18 protein-coding genes are annotated in these 25,798 nt (G+C 64.0%); 12 read left to right on the top strand and 6 right to left on the bottom strand.

All coding sequences use genetic code 11. The features are described from left to right. Positions 1 to 9: 9 nt before the first annotated feature. From BTW07_RS09470 to sucD, 6 genes are all read left to right on the top strand, one after another. Positions 10 to 720, top strand: coding sequence for a succinate dehydrogenase iron-sulfur subunit (locus tag BTW07_RS09470; RefSeq protein ID WP_075569932.1), 711 nt, complete (start codon positions 10 to 12; stop codon positions 718 to 720). A 260-nt stretch (positions 721 to 980) separates the two neighbouring features. Continuing rightward, positions 981 to 3,812 (top strand): 2-oxoglutarate dehydrogenase E1 component, encoded by a 2,832-nt coding sequence (locus BTW07_RS09465; RefSeq protein ID WP_075569931.1) that lies wholly within the window; start codon positions 981 to 983, stop codon positions 3,810 to 3,812. Between the two features lie 51 nt (positions 3,813 to 3,863). Further along, positions 3,864 to 5,465, top strand: coding sequence for a 2-oxoglutarate dehydrogenase complex dihydrolipoyllysine-residue succinyltransferase (gene odhB / locus BTW07_RS09460; protein WP_075569930.1), 1,602 nt, complete (start codon positions 3,864 to 3,866; stop codon positions 5,463 to 5,465). An 81-nt stretch (positions 5,466 to 5,546) separates the two neighbouring features. Beyond that, positions 5,547 to 6,998 (top strand): dihydrolipoyl dehydrogenase, encoded by a 1,452-nt coding sequence (lpdA, locus tag BTW07_RS09455; RefSeq protein ID WP_075569929.1) that lies wholly within the window; start codon positions 5,547 to 5,549, stop codon positions 6,996 to 6,998. Between the two features lie 118 nt (positions 6,999 to 7,116). Then, a complete protein-coding gene (gene sucC / locus BTW07_RS09450) occupies positions 7,117 to 8,283 on the top strand; it encodes an ADP-forming succinate--CoA ligase subunit beta (RefSeq protein ID WP_075569928.1) in 1,167 nt (388 codons plus the stop codon). Then, on the top strand, positions 8,283 to 9,155 hold the full coding sequence (gene sucD / locus BTW07_RS09445; protein WP_075569927.1) for a succinate--CoA ligase subunit alpha: 873 nt from the start codon (positions 8,283 to 8,285) through the stop codon (positions 9,153 to 9,155). The genes sucC and sucD overlap by 1 nt, the downstream gene beginning before the upstream one ends. A gap of 169 nt (positions 9,156 to 9,324) precedes the next feature. On the opposite strand, the gene gpgF is transcribed toward sucD, so the two are convergent. From gpgF to BTW07_RS09425, 4 genes are all read right to left on the bottom strand, one after another. Beyond that, on the bottom strand, positions 9,325 to 10,332 hold the full coding sequence (gpgF, locus tag BTW07_RS09440) for a glucosaminyl phosphatidylglycerol flippase (RefSeq protein ID WP_075569926.1): 1,008 nt from the start codon (positions 10,330 to 10,332) through the stop codon (positions 9,325 to 9,327). Further along, positions 10,329 to 11,144, bottom strand: coding sequence for an N-acetylglucosaminyl phosphatidylglycerol deacetylase (gene gpgD / locus BTW07_RS09435; RefSeq protein ID WP_075569925.1), 816 nt, complete (start codon positions 11,142 to 11,144; stop codon positions 10,329 to 10,331). Before gpgD ends, gpgF begins: the two co-directional genes overlap by 4 nt. Continuing rightward, complete coding sequence (gpgS, locus tag BTW07_RS09430) at positions 11,137 to 12,270, bottom strand: N-acetylglucosaminyl phosphatidylglycerol synthase (RefSeq protein ID WP_075569924.1); 1,134 nt, start codon at positions 12,268 to 12,270, stop codon at positions 11,137 to 11,139. The genes gpgD and gpgS overlap by 8 nt, the downstream gene beginning before the upstream one ends. A 193-nt stretch (positions 12,271 to 12,463) precedes the next feature. Continuing rightward, the gene (locus BTW07_RS09425) at positions 12,464 to 14,404 is read right to left on the bottom strand and encodes an exoribonuclease II (RefSeq protein WP_075569923.1); all 1,941 of its coding nucleotides are present in this window, start codon (positions 14,402 to 14,404) and stop codon (positions 12,464 to 12,466) included. Positions 14,405 to 14,651: 247 nt separating this feature from the next. On the opposite strand from BTW07_RS09425, the gene BTW07_RS09420 reads away from it, so the two are divergent. From BTW07_RS09420 to BTW07_RS09395, 6 genes are all read left to right on the top strand, one after another. Then, positions 14,652 to 15,386, top strand: coding sequence for a GntR family transcriptional regulator (locus tag BTW07_RS09420; protein ID WP_075569922.1), 735 nt, complete (start codon positions 14,652 to 14,654; stop codon positions 15,384 to 15,386). A gap of 22 nt (positions 15,387 to 15,408) precedes the next feature. Beyond that, a complete protein-coding gene (gene nagA, locus BTW07_RS09415; RefSeq protein WP_083941726.1) occupies positions 15,409 to 16,587 on the top strand; it encodes an N-acetylglucosamine-6-phosphate deacetylase in 1,179 nt (392 codons plus the stop codon). After that, a complete protein-coding gene (locus BTW07_RS09410; protein WP_110661500.1) occupies positions 16,587 to 17,606 on the top strand; it encodes an SIS domain-containing protein in 1,020 nt (339 codons plus the stop codon). The genes nagA and BTW07_RS09410 overlap by 1 nt, the downstream gene beginning before the upstream one ends. Before the next feature lie 105 nt (positions 17,607 to 17,711). Next, entirely contained in the window at positions 17,712 to 20,498 is a 2,787-nt protein-coding gene (gene ptsP, locus BTW07_RS09405; RefSeq protein ID WP_075569921.1) for a phosphoenolpyruvate--protein phosphotransferase, read from the top strand. A gap of 10 nt (positions 20,499 to 20,508) precedes the next feature. Further along, a complete protein-coding gene (nagE, locus tag BTW07_RS09400) occupies positions 20,509 to 22,185 on the top strand; it encodes an N-acetylglucosamine-specific PTS transporter subunit IIBC (RefSeq protein WP_075569920.1) in 1,677 nt (558 codons plus the stop codon). Positions 22,186 to 22,423: 238 nt separating this feature from the next. Next, entirely contained in the window at positions 22,424 to 23,263 is an 840-nt protein-coding gene (locus BTW07_RS09395; protein ID WP_244158341.1) for a Cof-type HAD-IIB family hydrolase, read from the top strand. A gap of 43 nt (positions 23,264 to 23,306) precedes the next feature. Here BTW07_RS09395 and BTW07_RS09390 read toward each other — a convergent pair whose 3' ends face one another. Then, positions 23,307 to 24,347, bottom strand: coding sequence for a YcjF family protein (locus BTW07_RS09390; protein WP_075569918.1), 1,041 nt, complete (start codon positions 24,345 to 24,347; stop codon positions 23,307 to 23,309). Next, complete coding sequence (locus BTW07_RS09385; RefSeq protein WP_075569917.1) at positions 24,344 to 25,735, bottom strand: YcjX family GTP-binding protein; 1,392 nt, start codon at positions 25,733 to 25,735, stop codon at positions 24,344 to 24,346. Before BTW07_RS09385 ends, BTW07_RS09390 begins: the two co-directional genes overlap by 4 nt. Positions 25,736 to 25,798: the final 63 nt, after the last annotated feature.

The following is a 25,798-nucleotide window of genomic DNA, read 5'->3' as shown; positions in this document are numbered from 1 at the left end:
TTGTCAACGATGTCCAATCTTCAGGTTTCCGTCTATCGCTACAACCCTGAGACCGATTCCGCGCCGTACATGCAGGAATTTCAGATCGACACTCAAGGTCGCGATCTGATGGTTCTCAACATCCTGACCATGATCAAGGACCAGGACAGTTCGATGGCGTTTCGTCGCAGTTGCCGGGAAGGTGTCTGCGGCTCCGACGGCATGAACATGAATGGTACCAATGGCCTGGCCTGTATCACGCCGCTGTCGGCCGTGGTAAAGGCCAATAAATTGGTGCTGCGGCCGCTGCCGGGCTTGCCTGTCATGCGCGACCTGGTGGTCGACATGGGGCTGTTCTACAAGCAGTACGAGCGCATGCAGCCGTATCTGCAGAACGACTCCGCGGCGCCCGCCATCGAGCGTCTTCAGTCTCCGGAAGAGCGTGACAAGCTGGATGGGCTGTACGAGTGCATTCTTTGCGCCTGCTGTTCGACCTCCTGCCCGTCGTTCTGGTGGAACCCTGACAAGTTCGTCGGTCCCGCCGGCCTGCTGCAGGCTTACCGCTTCCTGGCCGATTCCCGCGACAACGCCACCCAGGCGCGTCTTGCCGAGCTGGAAGACCCGTTCAGTCTTTTCCGGTGTCGCGGCATCATGAACTGCGTTGCGGTCTGCCCCAAGGGGTTGAACCCCACCCGGGCGATCGGAAAAATTCGCGAAATGCTGCTGTCCAACGCGACCTGATCGTCAAAGGCGACATCTACGACTTAAATCGTAGCGCTTGGCTTGTTATCATGTCGCCACGCGATTCGGCTGCGGCGCGATGTCGCAGCCGATCGACGCTCGAGATTTTGGCCGGTGCCTCGTGCACCGGCTTTTAACGATCATGATGACGCCTTGAGTGGCATGGTCGTTGGCCGTCTCGCGACGGTACCGGAGTGACGCCGAGGCGCGCAGCTGCGACCGGCGCCGACAACACCCCATCAGTGTAGGGTGAACCAGAGATGCAAGAAGGCATAATGGAGTTGATGTGGCGCACTTCCCATATGAGCGGCGGCAACGCCCACTATGTGGAAGCGCTCTACGAGCAGTATCTGAATGACCCCGCGACTGTCCCCGATGAATGGCGCCAAGCGTTCGACCAGCTACCGCGCCTGGAAGGCACTCCCTCCCAAGATGTTCCTCTCAGTCCCATTCGGGAACAGTTCTATCAGCTGGCGCGCGAGCGTCGTCCTACCGTATCGGCCGCTACCGGCAGCAGCGAGAACCGCAAGCAGGTCAAGGTTCTTCAGCTGATCAATGCCTATCGGTTCCGAGGCCATCAGCGTGCGGACATCGATCCGCTCGGTCTGCGCAAGCCGGATACGGTCCCGGACCTCGATTTCTCTTTCCACGACCTGACCCAGGCCGACATGAGCACCGTGTTCCAGACCGGCTCGTTCTTTCTGGGCAAGGAAGAGGCACCGCTCAAGGAGATCGTCGAGGCGCTGGAGCAGACTTACTGCCGCTCGATCGGCTGTGAGTTCATGCACATCGTCAACACCGAAGAGAAGCGCTGGCTACAGCAGCGGTTCGAATCGGTGCGCTCCAAGCCGAAATACAGCCAGAGCGAGCGTGAGCATCTGCTCGAGCGATTGACCGCCGCCGAAGGTCTGGAGAGCTACCTCGCGTCGAAGTATCCCGGTACCAAGCGCTTCGGTCTGGAAGGTGGCGAGTCCTTCATCCCGATGATGGACGAAGTGATCCAGCGCAGCGGCAACTACGGCGTCAAGGAAGTGGTGATCGGGATGGCTCACCGCGGGCGTCTCAACCTGCTGGTGAACATTCTTGGCAAGAGCCCGTCGGAGCTGATCGACGAGTTCGACGGCAAGAAGCAGATCAAACAGGGCTCCGGTGACGTCAAGTATCACCAGGGCTTCAGCTCCAATGTGATGACGCCCGGTGGCGAAGTTCACCTGGCGCTGGCGTTCAATCCGTCGCATCTGGAGATCGTGTCGCCGGTGGTCGAAGGGTCCGTTCGTGCCCGTCAGGATCGTCGTCAGGACGACGAGGGCAAGCAGGTCCTGCCGATCGTTGTGCATGGCGATGCGGCCTTTGCCGGCCAGGGCGTGGTGATGGAAACCTTCCAGATGTCGCAGACCCGGGGCTACAAGACCGGCGGTACGCTGCACATCGTGATCAACAATCAGGTCGGTTTCACCACGTCGCGCGCCGATGATGCGCGCTCGACCGAATACTGCACCGACATCGCCAAGATGGTTCAGGCGCCGATTCTTCACGTCAATGGCGACGATCCGGAAGCGGTGCTGCATGCGACCCAGGTCGCCGTCGACTATCGCAAGGAATTCCAGCGCGACGTGGTGATCGACCTGGTCTGCTACCGCCGTCGGGGTCACAACGAAGCCGACGAGCCTTCCGGTACCCAGCCGCTGATGTACGCCAAGATCAAGTCGCACAAGTCGACGCGCACTCTCTATGTAGAGCAGCTGATCAAGGAAGGCGTGCTGACGGAAGATCAGGCCAAGCAGATGGGCGAGCAGTATCGCGATGACCTGCTGGCCGGCAATCACGTCGCCAACGCGCTGGTCAAACAGCCCAACACGGGTCTGTTCGTCGACTGGACACCATATCTCGGTCATGAATGGAGCGGCGATACCGATACCCGTTGCGAGCTCGAACATCTGACGCAGCTGGCGCAGAAGATGAGCGAGATTCCCAACGGCGTTGAGGTTCAGCGCCAGGTGGCGCGGGTCTATGAAGAGCGTCGCAAGATGCTGGCGGGCAATCAGCCGCTCAACTGGGGCTTCGCCGAGACACTGGCCTACGCCACCCTGGTCGACGCTGGTCATCCGGTGCGCCTGACCGGACAGGACACCGGCCGCGGCACGTTCTCTCATCGTCACGCCGTGGTTCACAACCAGGCCGATGCGTCGACCTACGTGCCGTTGCAGCACATCAAGGACGATCAGCCGGCCTTCGCCATTCACGACTCCTTCCTCTCGGAAGAAGCCGTGCTGGCGTTCGAGTATGGATACGCCACGACGGCGCCCAACTCGCTGATCGTCTGGGAAGCCCAGTTCGGTGACTTCTTCAACGGTGCGCAGGTCGTTGTCGACCAGTTCATCTCTTCCGGTGAGTCGAAGTGGGCGCGGCTGTGCGGCCTGACGTTGCTGTTGCCGCATGGCTACGAAGGGCAGGGTCCGGAGCACTCCTCGGCGCGCCTCGAGCGCTTCCTGCAGCTGTGCGCCGAACACAACATGCAGGTTTGCGTGCCGACGACCCCGGCTCAGATATTCCATCTGCTGCGGCGTCAGGTGATCCGTCCGCTGCGCAAGCCGCTGATCGTGATGTCACCCAAGAGCCTGTTGCGTCACAAGGATGCGACCTCGACCATGGAAGAGCTGGCCGATGGCCGCTTCCAGATGGTCATTCCCGACATTGGCGAGCGGGATCCTCAGCAGGTCAAGCGAGCCGTGCTCTGTTCAGGCAAGGTCTACTACGATCTGGCGACCTATCGCGCCGAAAACGAGCGTGACGACACGGCTGTCATTCGTGTCGAGCAGCTCTATCCTTTTCCCAAGGACGAGCTGTGGGAAGCGCTCAAGACCTATCCGAATCTGGAGCAGGTCGTCTGGTGTCAGGAGGAGCCGCTCAATCAGGGCGCCTGGTATCAGAGTCAGCATCATCTGCGCCTGGTGGCGGGCATGGTGCGCGAGGGATTGGATCACAGCCTCAAGTTCGCTGGCCGTCCGGCATCTGCCGCCCCAGCTGCTGGCTACATGTCTGTCCATGTGGCGCAACAGAGCCAGCTGGTCGACGACGCTTTCAACGCGTAAGGCGCCTTGCCGCTGAGACAGGCGCGAGAGAATAGAGACTAAGGATACGACATGGCTACTGATATCAAAGCGCCGACTTTTCCCGAATCCGTTGCCGAGGGAACGGTCGCCACTTGGCACAAGAAAGTGGGCGACAGCGTCGAGCGCGATGAACTGATCGTCGAGATCGAAACCGACAAGGTCGTCCTCGAAGTGGTGGCACCTGAAGCGGGTACGCTCTCCGAGATCAAGGTCGAGGAAGGCGATACCTGCGAATCCGAGCAGGTACTGGGTGTTCTCGGGGCTGCCTCCGAAGGTGGCAAGAGCGAAGAGAAGCCGGCCAGCGACGCCAAGAGCGAAGGCAAGTCGGGCAGCGAAGGCGAGTCCGGCGACAAAGAAGACGCTGGTGGCGAAGCTGAATCGGCTGCCAAACCCGCCGCCTCGGGCAAGAGCCATGAGGTCAAGGCGCCGAGCTTCCCGGAATCCGTGCAGGAAGGTACCGTTGCCAGCTGGACCAAGAAAGTCGGCGAAGCGGTCAAGCGCGACGAAGTCCTGGCCGAGATCGAGACCGACAAGGTCGTTCTCGAAGTCGTGGCGCCGGCCGACGGCGCGCTCTCCGAGATCAAGGTCCAGGAAGGCGACGTCGTCGAATCCGAGGCGCTGCTGGCGGTCTTCTCCGAAGGCGCGGGCGGCGAGGGCGACAGCGGTGCCTCCAGCGACTCTGCCGGCGGACAGGACAGTACGACCGACAGCGAGCAGGATGCCAAGGTCGACGGCAAGATTCTGGCACCCGCCGCGCGCAAGCTGGCCGCCGAGAACGATCTCGACGTCAGCAAGCTCGAAGGCACCGGCAAGGGCGGTCGCGTCCTGAAGGAAGACGTTCAGAAGGCACTCAAGGACGGCACGGCGAAGAAATCCGCCAAACCGGCCGCCGCGGCGCCGAAGGCGGCTTCAGCACCGGCGGTCGAAGGCGAGCGTCCGGAGCAGCGCGTGCCGATGAGCCGTCTGCGACAGACCATCGCCAAGCGTCTGGTCCAGGCCCAGCAGACAGCGGCCATGCTCACGACCTACAACGAAGTGGACATGAGCGCGGTGATGTCCCTGCGTAGCCAGTACAAGGACACTTTCCTCCAGGCGCACGACGTCAAGCTTGGCTTCATGGGCTTCTTCGTCAAGGCGGCGACCGAGGCGCTCAAGCGCTTCCCGGACGTCAACGCCTCCATCGATGGCACCGACATCGTCTACCACGGATACCAGGACATCGGTGTGGCCGTTTCCACGCCGCGCGGGCTGGTCGTCCCGGTACTGCGTGACACCGACAGCATGAAGCTGGCAGACGTCGAGAAGGCGATCGGCGACTTCGGCAAGCGGGGCCGTGACGGCAAGCTCGGCATCGACGACATGCAAGGTGGCACCTTCACCATCACCAACGGCGGCATCTTCGGCTCGTTGATGTCGACGCCGATCCTGAATCCGCCGCAGACCGCGATCCTGGGCATGCACAAGATTCAGGAACGTCCGATGGCGGTGAACGGCAAGGTCGAGATTCGTCCGATGATGTACCTCGCCGTCTCCTACGATCACCGCATGATCGATGGCAAGGATGCGGTCCAGTTCCTGGTGGCCATCAAGTCGCTGCTGGAAGATCCGGCGCGCCTGCTGCTGGACATCTAAGCGCATTCGACTCAACCATCCGACTGTCGATTCGCCGGGCTTGCCCGGCGAATGGCAAACGAAGCGAACAGGAAATTTTTCATGGCCGATAAATTCGATGTGATCGTCATTGGTGCGGGCCCTGGAGGCTATGTTGCCGCCATTCATGCGGCTCAGCTGGGCCTCAAGACCGCCTGCGTCGAGAAGTGGGTCAACAAGGAAGGCAAGACGGTTCACGGCGGCACCTGCCTCAACGTGGGCTGTATCCCCTCCAAGGCGTTGCTGGAAACGTCGCACAAGTTCGTCGAGACCCGCGATCATTATGCCGAGATCGGCATCAACGTCGGCGATGTCTCGACCGACGTGAAGAAGATGATGGAGTTCAAGAACAGCGTCATCGCCAAGAACACCGGCGGTATCAGCATGCTGTTCAAGTCCAACGGCGTCACGGCCCTGGAAGGCACCGGCAAGCTGCTCGACGGCAAGAAAGTCGAAGTGACTGGCCACGATGGCAAGGCTGAAACCTATGAAGCCGACAACGTCATCATCGCCTCCGGCTCGGTGCCGGTGAACATTCCGCCGGCACCGATGACCGACGACATCATCGTCGATTCCGCCGGCGCGCTGGAATTCGCCCAGGCGCCCAAGCGTCTCGGCGTGATCGGCGCCGGCGTCATCGGTCTCGAGCTTGGCAGCGTGTGGAGCCGTCTGGGCAGCGAAGTCACCGTTCTCGAAGCGCTCGATACGTTCCTGCCGATGGTCGATCAGGCGATCGCCAAGGATGCCCAGAAGCTGTTCAAGAAGCAGGGGCTGGATATCAAGATGGGCGCGCGCGTGACCGGGTCCGAGATCAAGGGCAAGGGCGATTCCCGTGAAGTCGTGGTCAAGTACACCGACGGTAACGGTGAACAGGAGCAGACTTTCGACAAGCTGATCGTCTGCGTCGGGCGCAAGCCATATACCGAAAGCCTTCTCGACGACTCGGCCGGGATCAAGCTCGACGAGCGCGGCTTCATCTTCGTCGACGATCAGTGCCGCACCAACGTCTCCGGCGTCTATGCCATCGGTGACGTCGTGCGTGGTCCGATGCTGGCGCACAAGGCGTCCGAAGAGGGCGTGATGGTCGCCGATCTCATCGCCGGCCAGAAGCCGGAGATGAATTACGACGCCATCCCCAGCGTCATCTATACCGCGCCGGAAGTGGCGTGGGTGGGGATCAACGAGCAGCAGGCCAAGGAACAGGGTATCGAAGTCAAGACCGGTGCCTTCCCGTTCTCGGCCAGCGGCCGTGCGCTCGCCAACAACGCGCCGGAGGGGATGGTCAAGGTCATCGCCGATGCCGAAACCGATCGCGTTCTCGGTGTCCATATTCTGGGTCAGCACGCGGGCGAACTGATCGCCCAGGGCGTGATCGCGATGGAATTCGGCTCCAGCGCGGAAGATCTGGCACTGACCTGCTTCGCGCACCCGACGCTGTCGGAAGCCGTGCACGAAGCGGCACTGGCCGTCGATGGACACGCCATTCACATGGCCAACCGCAAGAAGCGCAAGTAAGTCACTCTCTCGCGTTTCCTGCAATAGGTGCCGTTCCCTGGCGGAATGGCACGGGGGTGACGCGCCGATTTTCGGCGCGTTGCCATTCGAGTCACATGCAACCTAATGGCATGAATCGATGAACCTTCACGAGTATCAGGGCAAACAGCTGTTTGCCGATTACGGTCTTCCAGTCTCCAAGGGTTTCGCCGTCGACACGCCGGACGAAGCCGCACAGGCCTGCAAGAAAATCGGTGGCGACAAGTGGGTCGTCAAGGCACAGGTTCACGCAGGTGGCCGCGGCAAGGCCGGCGGCGTCAAGCTGATCGAAAGCCCGGAAGCCGCCAAGGCCTTTGCCGAGCAGTGGCTGGGCAAGAACCTGGTGACCTATCAGACCGACGAGAAAGGTCAGCCGGTTGCCAAGATCCTGGTCGAGAACTGCACCGATATCGCCACCGAGCTGTATCTGGGTGCCGTGGTCGATCGTTCCACACGCCGCGTCGTCTTCATGGCCTCCACCGAAGGTGGTGTCGAGATCGAGAAGGTCGCCGAGGAAACTCCCGAGAAGATCCTCAAGGCCGAAATCGATCCGCTGGTCGGTGCACAGCCGTATCAGGCGCGTGAACTGGCGTTCCAGCTGGGCCTGAACAAGGAACAGATCAAGCAGTTCACCAAGATCTTCCTGGGCCTGTCCAAGCTGTTCCACGACAAGGATCTGGCGCTGCTGGAAATCAACCCGCTGGTGATCACCGACGAAGGCAATCTCCATTGCCTCGACGCCAAGATCAACCTCGACGCCAACGCCATGTATCGTCATCCCGATCTGCAGGCGATGCGCGACCCGTCCCAGGAAGACGAGCGCGAAGCGCACGCTCAGGAGTGGGAACTCAATTACGTCGCGCTCGACGGCAACATCGGCTGCATGGTCAACGGCGCAGGTCTGGCCATGGGCACCATGGACATCGTCAATCTCAACGGCGGCAGCCCGGCCAACTTCCTCGATGTCGGTGGCGGCGCGACCAAGGAACGCGTGGCGGAAGCGTTCAAGATCATCCTCTCCGACACCAACGTCAAAGCCGTGCTGGTCAACATCTTCGGCGGCATCGTGCGTTGCGATATGATCGCCGAGGGCATCATCGGAGCCGTCGAGCAGGTCGGCGTCAACGTGCCGGTCGTGGTGCGTCTGGAAGGTAACAACGCCGAGCTGGGTGCCGAGAAACTGGCTTCCAGCGGACTCAACATCATCGCTGCTACCAGCCTGACTGACGCGGCTCAGCAGGTCGTCAAAGCGGCGGAGGGCAAGTAATGAGTATCCTGATCGACAAGAGCACCAAGGTCATCTGCCAGGGCTTCACCGGTGGCCAGGGGACGTTTCACTCCGAGCAAGCGATTGCTTACGGTACCAACATGGTCGGCGGTGTCACGCCGGGCAAGGGCGGCCAGGAGCATCTGGGCCTGCCGGTGTTCAACACCGTCAAGGAAGCGGTCGAGAAGACCGGCGCGGAAGCGTCAGTCATCTATGTGCCTGCAGCCTTCTGCAAGGACTCGATCCTCGAAGCCGCCAACGCCGGCATCAAGCTGATCGTCTGCATCACCGAAGGCATCCCGACGCTGGACATGCTCGACGTCAAGGTCAAGTGTGACGAGCTGGGCGTCCGCCTGATCGGTCCGAACTGCCCTGGCGTGATCACGCCGGGCGAGACCAAGATCGGCATCATGCCGGGTCATATCCACAAGCCGGGCCGTGTCGGTATCGTGTCGCGCTCCGGCACCCTGACCTATGAAGCGGTCAAGCAGACGACCGATCACGGTTTCGGTCAGTCCACCTGCGTGGGCATCGGCGGCGACCCGATCCCGGGCTCCTCCTTCATCGACATCCTGGAGATGTTCGAGAAGGACCCGCAGACCGAGGCCATCGTGATGATCGGTGAAATCGGTGGTAACGCCGAAGAGGAAGCCGCAGCCTATATCAAGGCCAACGTTTCCAAGCCGGTGGTCTCCTACATCGCCGGTGTCACTGCCCCTCCGGGCAAGCGCATGGGCCATGCCGGTGCGATCATTGCCGGTGGCAAAGGGACCGCGGACGAGAAGTTCAAGGCGCTGGAAGATGCCGGCGTCAAGACCGTGCGTTCGCTCGCCGAGATCGGTGATGCGCTGAAGGCCGCCACTGGCTGGTAAGTCTTCTCGCTGTACCGCTGGAGACGATATGTCTCGCTCATCGCCCCGTCTGGTTCGCCTGACGGGGCGATCTGTTTCCATGTACCTGCCAGTTTTCCGCCTTTCCTTTAAAAATGTTCTGGCTCAGCCTCGACCAGGCCGATGATTGACGCTGTCTGTCGTTTCGATGTCAGCGTTTGCCCGCGGCCCGCTGCTTGTTCATCATGCGCAGGAAGGCCTTTCCCGCGGTGGCGACGAATATCGGAAATCCGGCCAGCAGATAGAAGTAGTAGGTAACGAAGCGCCAGATCAGCACGGCGGCGGCGGCACTCTGCGCGCCGATCAGCGGCGTCAGCAGAGCGGATGATGTCAGCTCGGCGCCTCCCGCGCCCCCCGGCAGGAAGCTGAGCTGGCCGGCAGCCATCGATACCATCTGCACCAGGAACGTCCACGCCCAGTCGATATGCTGCCCCAGTCCCTGGACGACCAGGTAGAGAATGCTGTAGCGGATCAGCCAGTGAGCGCAGCAGAGCAGGAATACGGCGAGCAGCAACCAGCGCGGTAGCCGCAGGGTTTCGATCAGCGAGTTGCGAAAATGCAGCAGACGACGGGCGAAGCCGAATCGCGAGCGGCGCTTGACGTTGAGCCTGGCCAGCCAGCGCCCCGTGACATGCATGACCCGGGCGTAATGGGTGAGCGTCAGCCATAGCATCACCAGCGCGGTCAGTAGCAGCAGAGTGGGAAGACCCACCAGCCAGCCCAGCTTCAGATCGACGGCCTCGATCAATACGTAGAGAGCCACGCCAATCAAGCCGGACAGGAAGAACAGCAGATCGGTGAGCTGATCGACGGCAAAGATGGCGGACGCCTGAGCCGGCCGGATGCCGCGTCGAGCCAGCAGGCCAAGCAGGGTCAGCGGGCCGCCGGTCCCACCGGGTGTGGCGCAGATGGCGAACTCGGTGGCCATGACGATCGAAAAGGCGCGGGTCTGGGAAAGTTTCCCGGCACGCCCGGCCAGCAACAACCTCAGGCGCAGGGCGTTGAGGTTCCAGCAGACGAGGATCATGCCCATCATCAGCAGCAGCTGGGAAGTGGGGAATCCCCGCAGTTCGGTGACGATGCCACGCCCACCAATCAGAATCGGTATTGCCAGCGCTGCCACCAGGCCCAGCGCCAATAACCACAGGATGCGCTTCATGCCGCGGAGCGATCCTTGTTCGCCCGTTGGGCGAGATTGTCCGAGGCAATATCGGGGGCAGCGTGGTTCAGCCAGCTCTGTTTCGTCACCGGCTGTCGTCCCGACCGCATCAAATGCTCGACCATCTGCAGCCAGTAGTCGTAGGAGGGCTGATAGCGCATATCCACGGGGTGCAATGCCAACCGCAGCATCCCGGCGTGCTGGAAACGGCGATATTGAATGGCGCTGACCACTCGCGACATGCCGCGTCGCCAGGCGCTGCGGGCGCTCCACACGATGCTCGGCGCTTCCAGCGGGGAGAAGGCCGGTAGCCGGTAGAGCTGTTGGGGATCGCTGGTGTAGGTGAACGGACGCTCTTTCAGTGCTTCACGCGTTCCCTGGCTCATCAGCCAGGCCGGTGCCACGAAGCCGCCATGTGGCCAGCCGCAGGACTCGAACTGAGCCATTCCTTCGTCGAGCAGGGCCCCGGCTCGAGCGCGATCGAGGGAATAGAATTCCCCCTCCCAGGTGTAGATCCGGCGCATGTAGAAATCGCGCAGCGAGCGGGGCGCCGGCGCATCATCCCGATGGTAATAGCCATGTAGCGTCAACTCGTCGCCCAGCGCCAGACGCGTATCGAGTACCCGGCGCAGAGTATCACTGTCGCGGCATTCGCCACGCCCGTGGAAATTGGGTACGACGAGCCAGGTGATGGGGATGCGCTGGCCAAGACGTTCACCGAGACGATCGACGGCTTCGACGAAACCGCGATAATCCGGCCAGGTCTCCGGCGCGATATCGTGGAGCACCAGCGAAAAATGGCGATCATCCATGCTGCGAGCCCTGCTGGGCCTCTCCCGCGCCTTCGGTGGCGCTGGTGAGGCGACGATAGTGTGACAGCAGGCCGTCGATGACGATGTCCCAATCGTGATTGCGTTCCACGTAACGGCGGGCGCGGCGTCCGGCCTGCGCGGCATCGTGGTTGGAGAACAGCTCCCTCACGGCGCGCGCCATGTCCGCCGGCGAGTGCGGCTCGCTGAGCAGCCCGCAGCCCAGCGGCACGTTTTCGGCCAGGGCCCCGGCTCTCGCGGCAATGACGGGAATACCGCTGGCCATCGCTTCGAGCGCGACCAGGCCGAAAGTTTCCTGAGTACCGGCGTGCACCAGCGCGTCACTGGATGCCAGCCAGCTGGCGACCTCTTCGGTTGGCGTGTAGCGATCGATCACGCTGACATTATCGGGAACGTTGCTGGGCATGCTCGGTCCGACCAGCAGCAGATGGTAGCCTTTGCCGAGCAGCCGTGCGGTTTCCAGCAGGTCGTGGAGATTCTTTTCGCGAGAGCCACGCCCGACGAAGATCAGCAGCTTGGTGTCGTCGTCGAGATTCAGCTGTCGACGTAGAGTCGGATTCAGGCGGCTGGGATGAAACGTTTCCAGATCGACGCCCAGCGGCTGAATGGCGACCTGCTCGATGCCGAGGCGGGTCAACCGCTCCGCCATCACCCGGCTTGGCGCCAGCACCTGATCGAAGCGGCGGTAGAGCTGATAGACATATCGCTCTACCAGCTTGTCGGTGCCGCTTCCCATTCTGTTGCTGATCAGCCGTGGCAGATCGGAGTGATAGAAACCGACCACCGGCACGTCGAGCTTGCGACCCGCTTGCAGCGCTGCCCAGCCGGTCACGTAGGGATCGCCGGCTTCGATGATGTCGGGAGCCAGGCGAACGAGCTCCCGCTCCCAGCCGCGGCGACGAAGCGGAAATCGGTATCCCTGACTGAACGGTAACGGCGGTGATGGAATTTCGTGAATGCCGTTGTGGGAAAACAGCTGCGAGCCAGGAATCAGCAGGCTGCAGGTGATGCCCGGCAATTTGGCGAGGCGCCGATGCTTGGCATCGAGGTAAGTACGAACCCCGCCGCTGGCGGGGGCATAGAACATCGTGACGTCGGCAATATGCAACGAGCCGCTCCTCTAAAAGACTTTCCCTGTCAAGACCGTCGCTGTCGATAAAAGCACATTCCCGAGAATGGCGATGACTGACGATATCGATGACCGACTACATTGCAGTATATCGTTTTACTGCCACAGGGCGTTCACACCATAGTGGTAGCCCGGCGGCGCCGTCGTCAGCGCTGCCGGGCCGTTGCGTCGCTCACTCGGCGGGAGTGGCCACCAGCGAGCGTGTCGCTTCACGCGCTTCGACCAGCTTGACGCGCAGGGAGCCACCGAGCTGATAGCGCGGCTCGCCGGCGATCTGGATGCGGCCTTCCTTGTCGTCGATGGCGACCTGAGTGCGGTCGCTGTGGATCAACGGTGCCGGCACGAAAGCGGTCGCCCCGTTGGCGATCAGGCGGACCCGCATGCCACCACGGCGGATATCGATGATATCGGCATCGTACACTTCGCCCTGGTCGAGGGTGGCGCCCAGATAGCGCACGTAAAGCCAGTCTTTGACGTCACGTTCGGCCATTCGGTTCAGTCGACGGCGTTCGGTCAGTTGCTCGGTCAGCTGCTGGCTGGCTTCCACAGGGGCCACTTCCGACTTCAAGACCCGCTTGATCAGGCGATGATTGACCATGTCGCCGTACTTGCGGATCGGCGATGTCCAGGTGGCATAGGCCGGCAGTCCCAGGCCGAAGTGAGGCCCGGGGCGGGCCGACATGCTGGTGTAACCCTGGAAGCGACGGAGGCGCACATCCAGCCAGGCGTCTTCGCGAGCGTCCAGCGCCCGGCGGAATTCGCGATAGCGAGAGAGTTCGGAAAGCTGCTCGCGCTCTGCCGGAATCTCCTGTGCGGCCAGGAATTCCAGCGCCTGATCGATCTTTTCCGGTTCGAAGGCGTGGTGCACGTTGAAAATGCCGTGGCCGACTTCCTTGGCTAGCAGGTCGGCGCAGCAGGCATTGGCAACGATCATCGCCTCTTCGATCATGCGCTGGGCAATGCGTCGCTCCTCGACCCGGATGCCCAGCACGTTACCGGCGTCGTCGAGATCGAACGCGTAGTCGGGGCGATCCTTGAACACCAGCGTGTTGGCTTCGCGCCAGGCGGCGCGAGCGCGGGAGAGCTCGGCCAGCGCCGTCAACTGCTCGGCGATCGGTGCCGCCGGCGCCTCGGCGTTCGGTTCGCCGTCGATCCAGTCGGAGACCGCGTCGTAGACCAGCCGTGCCTGGGAGCGAATCGTGGCGGCGAAGAAGCGATATTCCCCCAGCGTGCCGTCGTGGCCCACCTGGAGGCGGCATGCCAGTACCGGACGCTCCACATCCGGCTTCAGCGAGCACAGATCGTCGGCCAGCGCTTCCGGCAGCATGGTGATGTTCTGACCCGGGAGGTAGACCGTGAAGGCGCGGGTACGCGCTTCCTTGTCCGCCGGGTGGGACTCGTCCACATAGGCGGTGGGATCGGCGATCGCCACCGTCATGGTCCAGCCGTCGTCGGTGGCTTCGACCCGCAGCGCGTCGTCCATGTCGCGAGTCTTCTCGCCATCGATGGTGAAGAACGGCTCCGCGGTGAGATCTTCGCGGACCAGCCCTTCGTCCTTCAGCGGCCAGGCATCGGCGGCCGGCGGACACTCCTGCTCCAGCGCGTGGCGTGCTAGCGTGACGCGCCAGGGAACGGCCGGGTCCTCGCTCTTGACCACCAGCTCGTCGATCTGGGTAAAGAAGGCGCGGTCGTCCGGTCGCAGCGGATGGCGGATCAGGCGGGCGACGACCCAGTCGCCGTCGGCGATGTCGGACTCTTCCAGCGAGCGCTTGAGGCGTGCCTTGAGCGAAAGATTGATCGAGGGGTGGTCAGGGACCACCGCCAGGCGTCCGTCGCGCTTCTGCACGCGCGCCACGAAGCGATCCAGCGATGCCTCCAGCAGCGTCTCGGGGTCCGCCTGTTTCTTGTCGCCGTCCTCCTTGATGACCGCTTCGATGCGGTCGCCATGGACGACCTGCTTCATGGCGGGCGGCGGGATGAAATAGGACGTGCCGTCTTCGGCTTCGAGAAAACCGAAACCCTTGTCGGTCGCCTTGATGGTGCCCTGGACGCGCGGCGTGCTGGCGCGAATGTTTTGCTTCAACTGGGCCAGAAGAGAGTTGTTCTGCAGCATCGGATCGGATCGGTCGGTGGACGAGAGCGACACTATACGGATTCCGCGAGGGGCACGCCAATCGCGCGGCGGCCCGGGGCATTCGTCGTCGGGCCAGGTTCGATCCGGCCGAACCGATCGCGCTCCGGGTTCGACCAAAGTTGGTCGTCGCGGGTCTGGTGGATTGGTATGCGAGTGGTTATGTTGGTGGTATTGAAGTGGTATTAGCGACGGATATCGATCACAGCGACGCCGGAGCCGGCTTGCCATGGAATCAACGCTATCGCGGCTCAGGCTGGATGCCGATCGGTCGACCCCGCTTTATCGTCAATTGGCCCAGCAACTGGTCCAGGCGATCGAAGCGGGTGACTGGGAAACCGGCGAGGCCCTGCCTTCGGAGCGAGTGCTGGCCGAATCGCTCAATATTTCCCGCATTACCGCACGCAAGGCGCTGGATCGGCTGGTGGCACTGGGCCTGATTCAGCGAACCCATGGCTCCGGCACTTTCATTGCCCCGCGGCTCAATCAATCGCTGACACGATTGACCAGTTTTACCGAGCTCTTGACCCAGCGCGGTCATCGCCCCAGCTCGCGCTGGCTGAGTCGGAGTCTGGGAACGCCGACGGTGGAGGAGAGCCTGCGGCTGGGGTTGAACGCGGATCATCAGGTGTCACGGCTCAAGCGCCTGCGGCTGGCCGATGACGTGGTGGTCGCGGTCGAGGAGAGCTGCCTGCCGAGCCGGGTACTGCCCGATCCGCAGGGCGTCACCCATTCGCTCTACCGCCACCTCGACCATCTGGGCACGCCGATCGTGCGGGCCCTGCAGCATGTGTCGGCGGTCAATGCCGATGCCGAGCTGGCGACGCTTGCCCAGGTGCCGCAATCCTGCGCACTGCTGATGATGACGCGGCTCGGCTATCTCGCCGACGGCCGGCCGGGGGAATTGACGGTGACCTACTGCCGAACCGATTACTACGACTTCATGGTGGAACTGACGCAATGAGATCGCTCGAGCAGGAGGCAGCATGCTTTACGGCAATATTCTGACCCCCGAAGGATGGCGCCTCGGCACGCTCCACTGGCGCGATGGCCGAATCGCCGCCATCGAGGGCGAGGCGGTCGATCCCGGCACGAACGAATATCCGCGGCTACTGCCGGGATTCGTCGATCTGCACGTGCATGGCGGGGGCGGAGCGGACGCCATGGAAGGGGGCGACGCCGCCGCGACCATGGCGCGAACCCACGTCCGTTTCGGGACCACCAGCCTGCTGGTCACCACCATGACCGCACCGGTATCGGATATCCAGCAGGCGTTGCGGGATATCTCTCGACTGATCGCCGCGCCGCCATCCTGCGCTTCACGGCTCCTGGGCGTGCATCTCGAAGGCCCCTATCTCAACCCCGGCAAGCTGGGCGCCCAGCCGCCCCATGCGCATCCCGGCGTGATCGACGAGGTCGAAGCGCTAATGGCGCTGGCACCGATCCGGCTGCTGACGCTGGCGCCGGAGCTGTCGGGCCATGCCGAACTCATCGGGCAGCTGCGCGAGCGTGGCGTGCGGGTGCAGATGGGCCACACCCTGGGGAGCTACGAGGAGGGCGTGGCCGGGCTCGAGCATGGCGCTCACGGCTTCACCCACCTGTTCAACGCGATGACCGGGCTCCATCACCGCAAGCCCGGCATGGTCGGCGCGGCGCTGGCGCACGCCGACTATGCCGAGATCATTCCCGATCTGCTTCACGTTCATCCCGGCGCCATCCTCACGGCGCTGCGCTGCATTCCCCATCTCTTTGGCGTGACCGACTCCACGGCCGCGGCCGGCATGCCGGACGGGGAATACCGTCTCGGCGAGCAGCATGTGACCAAATGCCTCGGGGGCGTGCGCCTGGCCGACGGCACGCTGGCGGGCAGTACCCTGACCATGGACCAGGCACTGCGCAATCTGGTCCAGATCGGTCTCGGTCTGGACGACGCCTGCCGGCGACTGTCCCAGTATCCCGCCGATTTTCTCGGCGAGACCGAGATCGGTCGGTTGGATATCGGCTGTCGCGCCGATGTCGTGGTCATGAACGCGCGACTCGAGATCGACGCCGTCTACGTGGGGGGCGAGCTCGCCCACCACGCCTCGTCGACGGGACAGGGACAGACGGGCTCGCAACAACGGACGACACCACAGGCGGCGGCTGCGCCGCGGGAGAGGCACTGATGTCACTGATGCTGGAAGAGGCGCAGAGCGCGCCCGGATGCCTGCGGGCGCAATGGCAGGCCAATGCCGCCCACCTCGCCGGGCTTGGCAGGACGCTGCGCGAGTCGGATCTGCGTGGCGCGCTGACGGTGGCGCGGGGCAGCTCCGACCACGCCGCCGCCTACTTCGCCTATCTGGGGATGAAACATCTCGGCTTGCCGATGGCGTCGGTGCCGCCGTCATTGACCACTGTCGCCAACGCGCCCTGGCGGGTCCGGGGGCAATTGGCGGTGGCCATCTCGCAGTCTGGCGCCAGCCCCGATCTGGTTGCGACGCAGAAGGCACTGATCGTTGGCGGTGCCCGTAGCGTGGCACTGGTCAATACGCCGGATTCGCCGCTGGGGCAGGCCTCCGAGTGCGAGATCGCGCTGCAGGCGGGCGTCGAAAAAAGCGTCGCGGCGACCAAGAGCTATCTCGCCACTCTGGCCGCCTGTGCGCATCTGATCGGCGCCTGGGCCGAGGACGAAACACTGCTGACGGCGCTGGAAGCATTGCCGCCGACACTGGAAGCCGCGGCGCGGCTGGATTGGCAGCCGGCGGTGGACGCGCTGATCGATGTCGACCGGCTGCTGGTGATCGGCCGGGGTGCAGGACTCGCCGTGGCCCAGGAGGCGGCGCTCAAGTTCAAGGAAACCTGCGCCATCCAGGCCGAGCCGTTCAGTGCCGCCGAAGTTCGTCATGGCCCGATGGCGCTGATCGGGCCGGGCTATCCGGTGCTGGTGTTCGCGCCGCCGGGGCCGGATCAGGCCGGGCTGCTGGAGCTGGCCGTCTGGCTGGAGAGTATCGGCGCCAGGGTGCTGCTGGCTGCCGACGATAGTGTCGGCGCGCGCCAGCTGCCGCTGATCGACGCCGGTCACGACGACCTGCAGCCGCTGTCGGTGATCCAGAGCTTCTACGTGATGGCCGCCAGGCTGGCCGTGGCCCGAGGTGGCGATCCGGATCGGCCGCGTCACCTGCAGAAGGTGACCCGTACGCTCTGAATCGCCGACGCTATCTTGCGGTCGCGGGTCGCGCGACCAGGTGTCCGGAATTCGGCGCATGCCGGACCGGAGCAGGAGTGGAACAACAACAAGCCGGGAGTCTTCATGTCATCCACATTACGGTTTCTCAGGGCCCCGATGCGCGGGGTAGTGGTTCCGCTGACAGAAGTGCCTGACCCTGTCTTCGCCGAAGGCGCCATGGGGCCAGGCATCGCCATCGATCCGTTGGGGGAGACGCTGCATGCGCCCTGCAACGGAGAGATCATTCAGTGCGCAAGAACCGCGCACGCGATCACGCTGCGAGACGATGCCAACCATGAATGGCTGCTGCATATCGGCCTCGATACCGTCGATCTCGATGGCGATGGGTTCGAGCTGCTGGTCGCGACCGGGGAGCGGGTCTCTGCCGGTGACCCGCTATGCCGGTTCGATGCCGATCGCCTGGCGCAACGTGCCAAGGCGCTGGTCACCCCCATCGTGCTCACCAACGGACCAGACACCACGCTCGAGGCGCTGGTCGCACCGGGCACGATCGTCGAGATGGGCGAGGATCTGCTGCAGTGGCAGGCGACCTCCGCCGCCGTGGCGACTGCCGGGCTCGATGACGCGGGCAGCGAGGCGTCGGCGAACGGAGAATTCGCCAGCGGTGAAGCCGTGATCGCCAGTGCCAGTGGCCTGCACGCCCGTCCGGCGGCGCGGCTGCGAGCCATCGCCCGGCAGCACGCGGTGGAACTGACGCTGATTCGGACCGGCGAGGACCAGTCCGCCGAGATCGACATCGACATTGGCAACGACAACGACAACGATAACGATAACGCCAAGGCCAGCGCTGCCAGCCTCAGCGCACTGCTCAATCTGGGCCTGGTTCAGGGGGATCGCGTTCGGGTTGTCGCTCGGGGTTCGAGCGCCCAGGCAGCGGTCGATGCGGCAACGACGCTGCTGGAAACCGCCGAAGCGGATGCCACGCAGCGTGATGTACCACCGCAATCGCAGGCCGAGGGTCAGCGGCAGGCGTCACGGACGTCCGGCGGCGGCGGCTTGACCGGCCTGGTCGCGAGTGCGGGATTGGTGGTGGGGCCCTTGGTTCGCTACGAGATGGCATTGCCTCCGGTGCCCGATAGCGCCGCCGACACCGAGCAGGAGCGCGAGGCGCTGACGTCGGCGTTGCGGGACGTCGACACGACGCTGGTCCAGGCGATGCAGGCCGCCCAGGCAGGCGGACAGCAGGCCGAGGCGGAAATCTTCGAGGCGCACCGCGCCTGGCTGGACGATCCCGATCTACGCGGGGCGGCCGAAGCGGAAATTGATAACGGGCGCAGCGCCGGACGCGCCTGGTTCCTGGCGCTGGAGCGCGAGATTCAACGCCTGCGTGATGGCGACAATGCGCTGCTGGCGGCGCGGGCCGATGACCTTCGCGATCTGCAGCGTCAGGTCATGCAGCTCTTCGCCACCGAGGCGGCGGCTATCATCTCGGGTCTCGACGGCGCGATTCTGGTCGCCCGCGAGCTCACCCCTTCGCAGTTCGTTGCGGTGGCGGATCGGATTGCCGGGCTATGTCTGGCCTCCGGTGGATTGACCTCCCACGTGTCGATTCTGGCGCGAGCACGGGGATTGCCATGCCTGGTGGCCATGGGCGACGGGCTGCTGGAAGCCAGAAGCGACAACGCCTGTCTCGATAGTCGTGGCGACGGCCGTCACGGTGTACTCGAGCTCGCGCCCGACGCGCAGCGTCTGGCGGCGATCGATGCCGAGCAGGTCAGGCAGCGGCGACAGACCGAGTCGGAGCGCGCAGCGGCCTTCGAGCCCGTAACGACGCTAGACGGACGCCGGCTTCACGTCGCGGCGAATATCGCCACCCGTGCGGAAGCGCGGTCGGCGGCACGGTCGGGCGCCGACGGTGTGGGGCTGATGCGCAGTGAGTTCCTGTTTCTGGAGCGGCAGACGGCGCCGACGCTCGCCGAACAGCAGGCCGAGTATCGCGCCGCCGTCGAGGCGATGGACGGCAAGCCGGTGGTCGTCCGCCTGCTGGATATCGGTGCCGACAAGCAGCTTCCCTATCTGCGGTTACCGGCGACGCCCAACCCGGCGCTGGGAGAGCGGGGCGTGAGGCTGTGGCAGACGCAGCCGGCGCTGTTCGAGACCCAGCTCGATGCGCTGCTCGAAGCCGGGCGCGATCTGCCGCTCTGCGAAGATGGTCTGACGGCGCTGCGACTGATGGTGCCGATGGTTGCCGATGTGGGCGAGCTGCGTTGGGTGCGGCAACGACTCGCGTCCCGGGCGGCCAGCCTGGGTATCGAGCGGTTGCCGGCGCTGGGCGTGATGATCGAGGTGCCGACGGCTGCGCTGTGTGCCGACGATCTCGCGCGCGAAGCCGATTTCCTTTCCATCGGTACCAACGATCTGACCCAGTACGCGCTGGCGATGGACCGAGAGGTGGCGTCGCTGGCGCTGCGCAGCGACGTTCTCCATCCCGGCGTGCTGCGGCTCATCGCCTCGTGTCTCGACGGCGCTTCCGGTCAGTGTCCGGTTGCCGTGTGCGGTGCGGCGGCGGGGGACCCGCTGGCGGGCGCTCTGCTCGCGGCCATGGGCGTCGACGAGCTCTCCGTCGAACCCGGGCGTATCGCCGCGGTCAAGGCGGGCCTGCGTCGGCTGGATGCCGGCGCGCTGGCCGCACGACTCCCGTCGCTGCTCGCGTTGGCCGACGCCGCTGCCGTGAGACAGGCGCTGCAGGAGCTGTCGGGAAGCCTGCTGGAAGAAGCGCCGGCAGGTGACGATGGCGTGACGGGTGCAAGCGGCCAGCGCGTCGAAGCAGCGCATTCGAGTCCCGGCGAGGCAAAACCCGGCACCGGCTCAGCGGATCCCGACGCCAGCCATACGACAACAAGATCTTGAGGAGCGCGTCATGACCACGACCTTCGGTTCCCGGCTGATGGCCGGTCTTCAGAAACTCGGCCGTTCGCTGATGTTGCCCATCGCAGTGCTGCCGGTGGCCGGGCTATTGCTGCGCATGGGCCAGCCCGATCTGCTCGATATCGCCTTCATCGCCAACGCGGGCAACGCGATTTTTTCCAACCTGGCGCTGATCTTTGCCATCGGCGTGGCGGTCGGCTTTGCCGACGACGACAACGGCGCTGCCGGTCTGGCCGGGGTGATCGGCTATCTGGTGCTCACGGCAGTGCTGGAAACGCTGAATCCCGACATCAACATGGGGGTGCTCTCGGGCATCATCATCGGCAGCGTGGCCGGATTGCTCTACAACCGTTACAAGTCGATCAAGCTGCCGGACTATCTGGCCTTCTTCGGCGGACGCCGTTTCATTCCCATCGTCACCGGGCTCTCCGCCGTGGTGCTCGGGGGTATATTCGGTCTGATCTGGCCGCCGATCCAGCAGGGCATCGATCAACTGGGTCAGTGGCTGATCGATGCCGGTGATCTCGGCCTGTTCGTCTACGGCGTGCTCAACCGAGTCCTCATCGTGACCGGGCTGCATCACGTGCTCAACAGCTTCGTGTGGTTCGTGTTCGGTAGCTACGACGGCGCCACGGGCGATCTCAATCGCTTCTTTGCCGGCGACCCGACGGCCGGCAGTTTCATGGCCGGCTTCTTCCCGGTGATGATGTTCGGTCTGCCGGCGGCCGCACTGGCGATGTACCACACGGCCGCCAGGTCTCGCCGTGCGCAGGTCGGCGGCCTGCTGCTGTCACTGGCGTTGACCGCGTTTTTGACCGGCGTTACCGAGCCGATCGAGTTTTCGTTCATGTTCCTGGCACCCGCCCTGTATGCGATGCATGCGGTTCTCACCGGCATCTCGATGGCGTTGATGAACATGCTCGACGTCAAACTGGGTTTCACCTTCTCGGCCGGGGCGTTCGACTACGCGCTCTCCTACGGTCTCTCGACCAACGGCTGGATGATGATCCCGGTAGGGCTCTGCTATTTCGCGCTCTATTACGGCATCTTCCGTTGGGCGATCGTCCGCTTCGATCTGCCGACGCCGGGTCGCGAACCGGAAGCGGCAACGGCAACCGTCAGCCACGACCCCGGCGAGCGCGGGCCCGCCTTCGTGACGGCACTCGGCGGGGCGACCAATCTGGTCAGCATCGGCGCCTGCACCACGCGCTTGCGGCTGGTGATGCAGGACGATGCCGCCATTGACGAGCCGTCGCTCAAGGCGCTCGGCGCCAGGGGCGTTCTGCATCTGCGCGGCGGTGGCCTGCAGGTGATTCTGGGCCCGATCGCCGATGCCGTCGCAGACGATATTCGAGCGGCGGTCCGCGATCAGGGCAAGACGCTGACGGTCCCGGCCGCGACCGAGAGCGATGCGGCCCTCACCGAGGCCACGCTCGATGACGCCTCACGTCATGCGTGGCTGGCGGCACTGGGCGGTGCGGAAAATCTTCGCAACGTCGCCGCCGTGGCGACGACCCGGTTACGGCTGGAGCTGAAGGATCGGGGGCAGATGGACGACGCCGCGCTGCAGGGACTGGGAGCCGCCGGCATCCAGGAAGTCGGGCAAGGCGTCGTGCACCTGGTGATGGGGCGTCAGGCTGGTGCGGTCGCCAATAGTCTCAAGGCTTGAGTCGGCCGCGGGTGCCAGCACCGGATGGTCTGTCGGGTCAGCGGGCGATTGACGCCCGTTGCCCCGCCCGTGACACTGAACGTCCATGCGCTCAACAGGCGGTCGAAGGTTCCAGGCTGTAAACTGGCCGTGAGGCGTTCGTCACGGCGCGTCTCCCGCCCAGCGTTCGTTGCCCAGAGCCCACTGCCACGAGTTCGTCGCAACCGGTTCGTCGCGAAGGGCTCGTCGCGAAGGGCGCATGACAAAGAGTTCGATGCCGTTCCCCAAGGAAGACTTCATGTCCCAGTACCTGATCGCCAGCGATCTCGATAACACCCTGTTGAATGCCGAGCACCGCGTCGACGCCTTGACCCGGGACACGCTGCGCACGCTGTCCGCCCAGGGGCAGGTGATCGTGCTGGCCTCCGGGCGCCACTACCACGATATCGCGGCCATTCGGCGTCAGTTGGAGATCCCGGCCTGGATCATCAGTAGCAACGGCGCCCACCTCCACGATTCCGAGGATCGGCTCGTCAATGAAACGTTGGTGCCGACCGCGCTGGTTCAGGCGCTGGTGGACATGCCGCGTCCGCCAACGGTCAGGCTCAACCTCTACACCCAGGATCGGTGGCTGATCGATGCCGAAGCGCCGGAGCTGCTGCCGCTTCACGCGATGTCGGGGTTTACCTATCAGGTCGATGACATGCAGCACCTGGAACACGAGCACGTCGGCAAGGTGCTCTACATCGGTGAGCCGGCACTGCTGGAGCCGTTGGAGCGCATCCTGCGCGAACGTCATGGGGAAATGCTGCACATCACCTACTCTGCAGCCAACTCGCTCGAGATCATGTATCGGGGCGTGAACAAGGCGACTGCGTTGAGCCGCGCTCTGAAGGCGCTCGACATCCCCATCGAGCGGGCACTGGCCTTCGGTGACAACTTCAACGATATCGAGATGCTGACGCTGGCGGGCAACGCCTATGTCGTCTCCAACGCGCACCCCGAGGTCATCGATCAACTGCCTCGGGCCAGGACCATCGGCGCCCATCACGAATCGGCGGTGGCGCGTGCGCTACGCCAGTTTTTCGTCCTCGACTGACGGACGGCGCTTTCGCCCGAAAGCTCGTCGGAAAGGTATCGCCTCACTCCGCTTTCGAGCCATCGTCCAGTCTGCGTAGCTGCTGCCACACTTCGCGCCGAAGATCGGCGAGACGCGGCTGTTCGTCGCGCGCGAAGGCGATCGGCCGGGTGGTGCGCATGGCGCGAAGGCCCAGGCGTGCCGTCAGCAACCCGGCGCCCAGACCCTGCCCCGCGCGCGTGGATAGCTTGGCGGCCAGGTTCATCGACAGCAGATCCATGCCGGCGTCGCTGATCATTTCGCTGGCGCCCGCAAACGCCATGTTGCGCAGTACTTCCCTGAAAAGCCGCAGACGGCTGGCATAGCCGAGCTGCAATCCGTAAAGCGCGGCAATCCGATCGAGCATGGCGATGTTGCGCCACGCCATCAGCAGCATGTCCACCAGTGTCAACGGGCTGACGGCCACCATGACGGCGGTCTCGCTGGACATCCGGGTCACCAGTCGCCGTGCCGCCTGATCGCGGGGGTTGAGAATGTGATACGCGATCAGTTCGCGTGTCTCCTGCGCGGTGTGGTGTGCCTCGTGGGCATGCAGGAAGGATTGCCAGTGCGGATGATCCTTGGAAAGCCCCATCTGGCTGCGGAGCTCATCGGCCAGTGCAGCAGGGTCCTTGTGCGCATCCGTCGTGTCGTCGACCCACTCGTCGTCCAGTTGCTGACGCAGGCGTGCATGCCGGCGCAGCTTGCGCAGCCGCCACAGTTCGCCGCATAGCGCCTTGGCGCCCAGCCCCACTGCGAGTAGCGCAACCATGCTCCAGGCGCCTGAGAGCCAGTCACCGCCAAGAGCCGAAGTGTAAAGCGACTGCACCGCCTCGATCGTGCCCAGGCCCAGCGTGGCACCCACGATCGCCATCAACCCCCAGCGCCGTTTGCGCGGTGGTTTGACGGCGGCGTCGAGAGCGGGTGATTCCTGGTCGTCGGCTGCGGTATACGGATCGCTGGCCTGAGTGGGCAGGTAGACCTGGGCGCCGTGGAGCGAGGTGTCGTCGGCTGGCGTCGGCGGCTCGTCGAAGGCGAAGCGTTGTCCGGGGCGTGGATCGCTCATCGCAGTTTGTCTCCTATCAGCCATTCCATGGCGGCATCCATACGGATATGGGGCAGCGCGGCCGCTGTTGACGGCGGCGGTCGGAAACCCGTGAAAGCGAACCCCTGGCGTTGCCAGAACGTCGGCTCCGGCAGCTTGGCCGGGACGTCGCCGGGATAGACCAGCAGTGGCTCTCCGTCGAGACCATGGCCACGCAGTGCCGGCTGGCGCTTGCCGTCGTTGTCGACTTCACGCGGTTCGGTGGCTCGGATCGAGGCCAGCGAAAAAGCGCGTACCGGGACATCGGCATAGCGCAGATCCTTGATCGGGTCGGCTAGCAGCGATTCGAGCAGCGTGACCAGATTGGCGTGCTGGTCCGGCGTGACGTGGTCCGCCTTGGTGGCGGCTATCGCCAGGCGATCGATGCGCGGCGAGAACAGCCGGTTCAGCAGACTGCGCTTGCCGTAGTCGAAGCTTCGCATCAAGGTCGCGAGCGCCCGCGACAGATCCTCGAAGCGCTCCGGCCCGGCGTTGAGCGCGCCGAGTACGTCGACCAGCACGATCTGGCGATCGAAGCGGCGAAAATAGTCGCGATAGAAGGGTTTGACCACATGCTGCTGGTAGAAGCGGAAACGCGTCTTCAGTGTCTGGTAAAGGCTGGAGGCGGGCAGCGATTCCAGTCTCTGGCGGTCACTTTCGCCGACGCCGGGTAGCGGAAAGAACTGCAGCACCGGCGCCCCCTGCAGATCGCCTGGCAACAGAAAGCGGCCCGGTTGCAGATGAGAGAATCCGGCCTCTCGCGCTTGGCGCAAGGAGACGGCGTAGCGCTCGGCGAGTTCGGCCAGACGCGACTCATCCACCGTTTCGTCGGCTGAATGTTCGGCGACGGATTTTTGCCAGGTCTCGGCATACTGCCGACGTTCCGGGCCCATGCTGGCAAGCTGGGCTGCACTCCAGCTGAGGAAATCGTGTTCCAGCAGCGGCAGGTCCAGCAGCCATTCACCGGGGTAGTCGATCAGATCCAGCGTCAGCGTCGCGGTATCGCCCAATAATCCACGCACGCGCCGCGTCTTGTAGCGTAGCTGCAGGCGCAGCTCGCTGATGCCGCGGGTCGGCTCCGGCCAGCGCGGCGGTGTCGACCCGAGCGAAGTCATGGCTTCATCGTAGGGAAAACGCGGGATGCCGAGATCGGGTTGCGAGACTCGCTGGGCGCCCAGCAGACGCTCGTCGCGGGCGGACTTGAGCAGATCGAGACGGGCGTCGATACCCGCATGACGCAGCTGATTGACCAGCGAGGTCAAGAACGCCGTCTTGCCGGCACGCGACAGGCCGGTGACCGCCAGGCGCAGCTGACGATCCCGCCCGCGGTCGATCAGGTTCTGAACTTCATGTGTCAGTTGTCTGCGCATCGCTTCTTCCCGAATGAAACCTGATCGTATGGTAAACGATATGTGCGGGCGGAAGGGGGGCGG

It is taken from the genome of Salinicola socius (assembly GCF_001937195.1).
Taxonomy (GTDB): Bacteria; Pseudomonadota; Gammaproteobacteria; order Pseudomonadales; family Halomonadaceae; genus Salinicola; species Salinicola socius.
This window is presented reverse-complemented; position numbering and strand designations above follow the sequence as displayed.

Bases quoted from the DNA above. Each gene is read 5' to 3' on its own strand.
- BTW07_RS09470 (WP_075569932.1), top strand. From the start codon at position 10: ATGTCCAATCTTCAGGTTTCCGTCTATCGCTACAACCCTGAGACCGAT.
- BTW07_RS09465 (WP_075569931.1), top strand. From the start codon at position 981: ATGCAAGAAGGCATAATGGAGTTGATGTGGCGCACTTCCCATATGAGC.
- odhB (WP_075569930.1), top strand. From the start codon at position 3,864: ATGGCTACTGATATCAAAGCGCCGACTTTTCCCGAATCCGTTGCCGAG.
- lpdA (WP_075569929.1), top strand. From the start codon at position 5,547: ATGGCCGATAAATTCGATGTGATCGTCATTGGTGCGGGCCCTGGAGGC.
- sucC (WP_075569928.1), top strand. From the start codon at position 7,117: ATGAACCTTCACGAGTATCAGGGCAAACAGCTGTTTGCCGATTACGGT.
- sucD (WP_075569927.1), top strand. From the start codon at position 8,283: ATGAGTATCCTGATCGACAAGAGCACCAAGGTCATCTGCCAGGGCTTC.
- gpgF (WP_075569926.1), bottom strand. From the start codon at position 10,332: ATGAAGCGCATCCTGTGGTTATTGGCGCTGGGCCTGGTGGCAGCGCTG.
- gpgD (WP_075569925.1), bottom strand. From the start codon at position 11,144: ATGGATGATCGCCATTTTTCGCTGGTGCTCCACGATATCGCGCCGGAG.
- BTW07_RS09425 (WP_075569923.1), bottom strand. From the start codon at position 14,404: ATGCTGCAGAACAACTCTCTTCTGGCCCAGTTGAAGCAAAACATTCGC.
- BTW07_RS09420 (WP_075569922.1), top strand. From the start codon at position 14,652: ATGGAATCAACGCTATCGCGGCTCAGGCTGGATGCCGATCGGTCGACC.
- nagA (WP_083941726.1), top strand. From the start codon at position 15,409: ATGCTTTACGGCAATATTCTGACCCCCGAAGGATGGCGCCTCGGCACG.
- BTW07_RS09410 (WP_110661500.1), top strand. From the start codon at position 16,587: ATGTCACTGATGCTGGAAGAGGCGCAGAGCGCGCCCGGATGCCTGCGG.
- ptsP (WP_075569921.1), top strand. From the start codon at position 17,712: ATGTCATCCACATTACGGTTTCTCAGGGCCCCGATGCGCGGGGTAGTG.
- nagE (WP_075569920.1), top strand. From the start codon at position 20,509: ATGACCACGACCTTCGGTTCCCGGCTGATGGCCGGTCTTCAGAAACTC.
- BTW07_RS09395 (WP_244158341.1), top strand. From the start codon at position 22,424: ATGACAAAGAGTTCGATGCCGTTCCCCAAGGAAGACTTCATGTCCCAG.
- BTW07_RS09390 (WP_075569918.1), bottom strand. From the start codon at position 24,347: ATGAGCGATCCACGCCCCGGACAACGCTTCGCCTTCGACGAGCCGCCG.
- BTW07_RS09385 (WP_075569917.1), bottom strand. From the start codon at position 25,735: ATGCGCAGACAACTGACACATGAAGTTCAGAACCTGATCGACCGCGGG.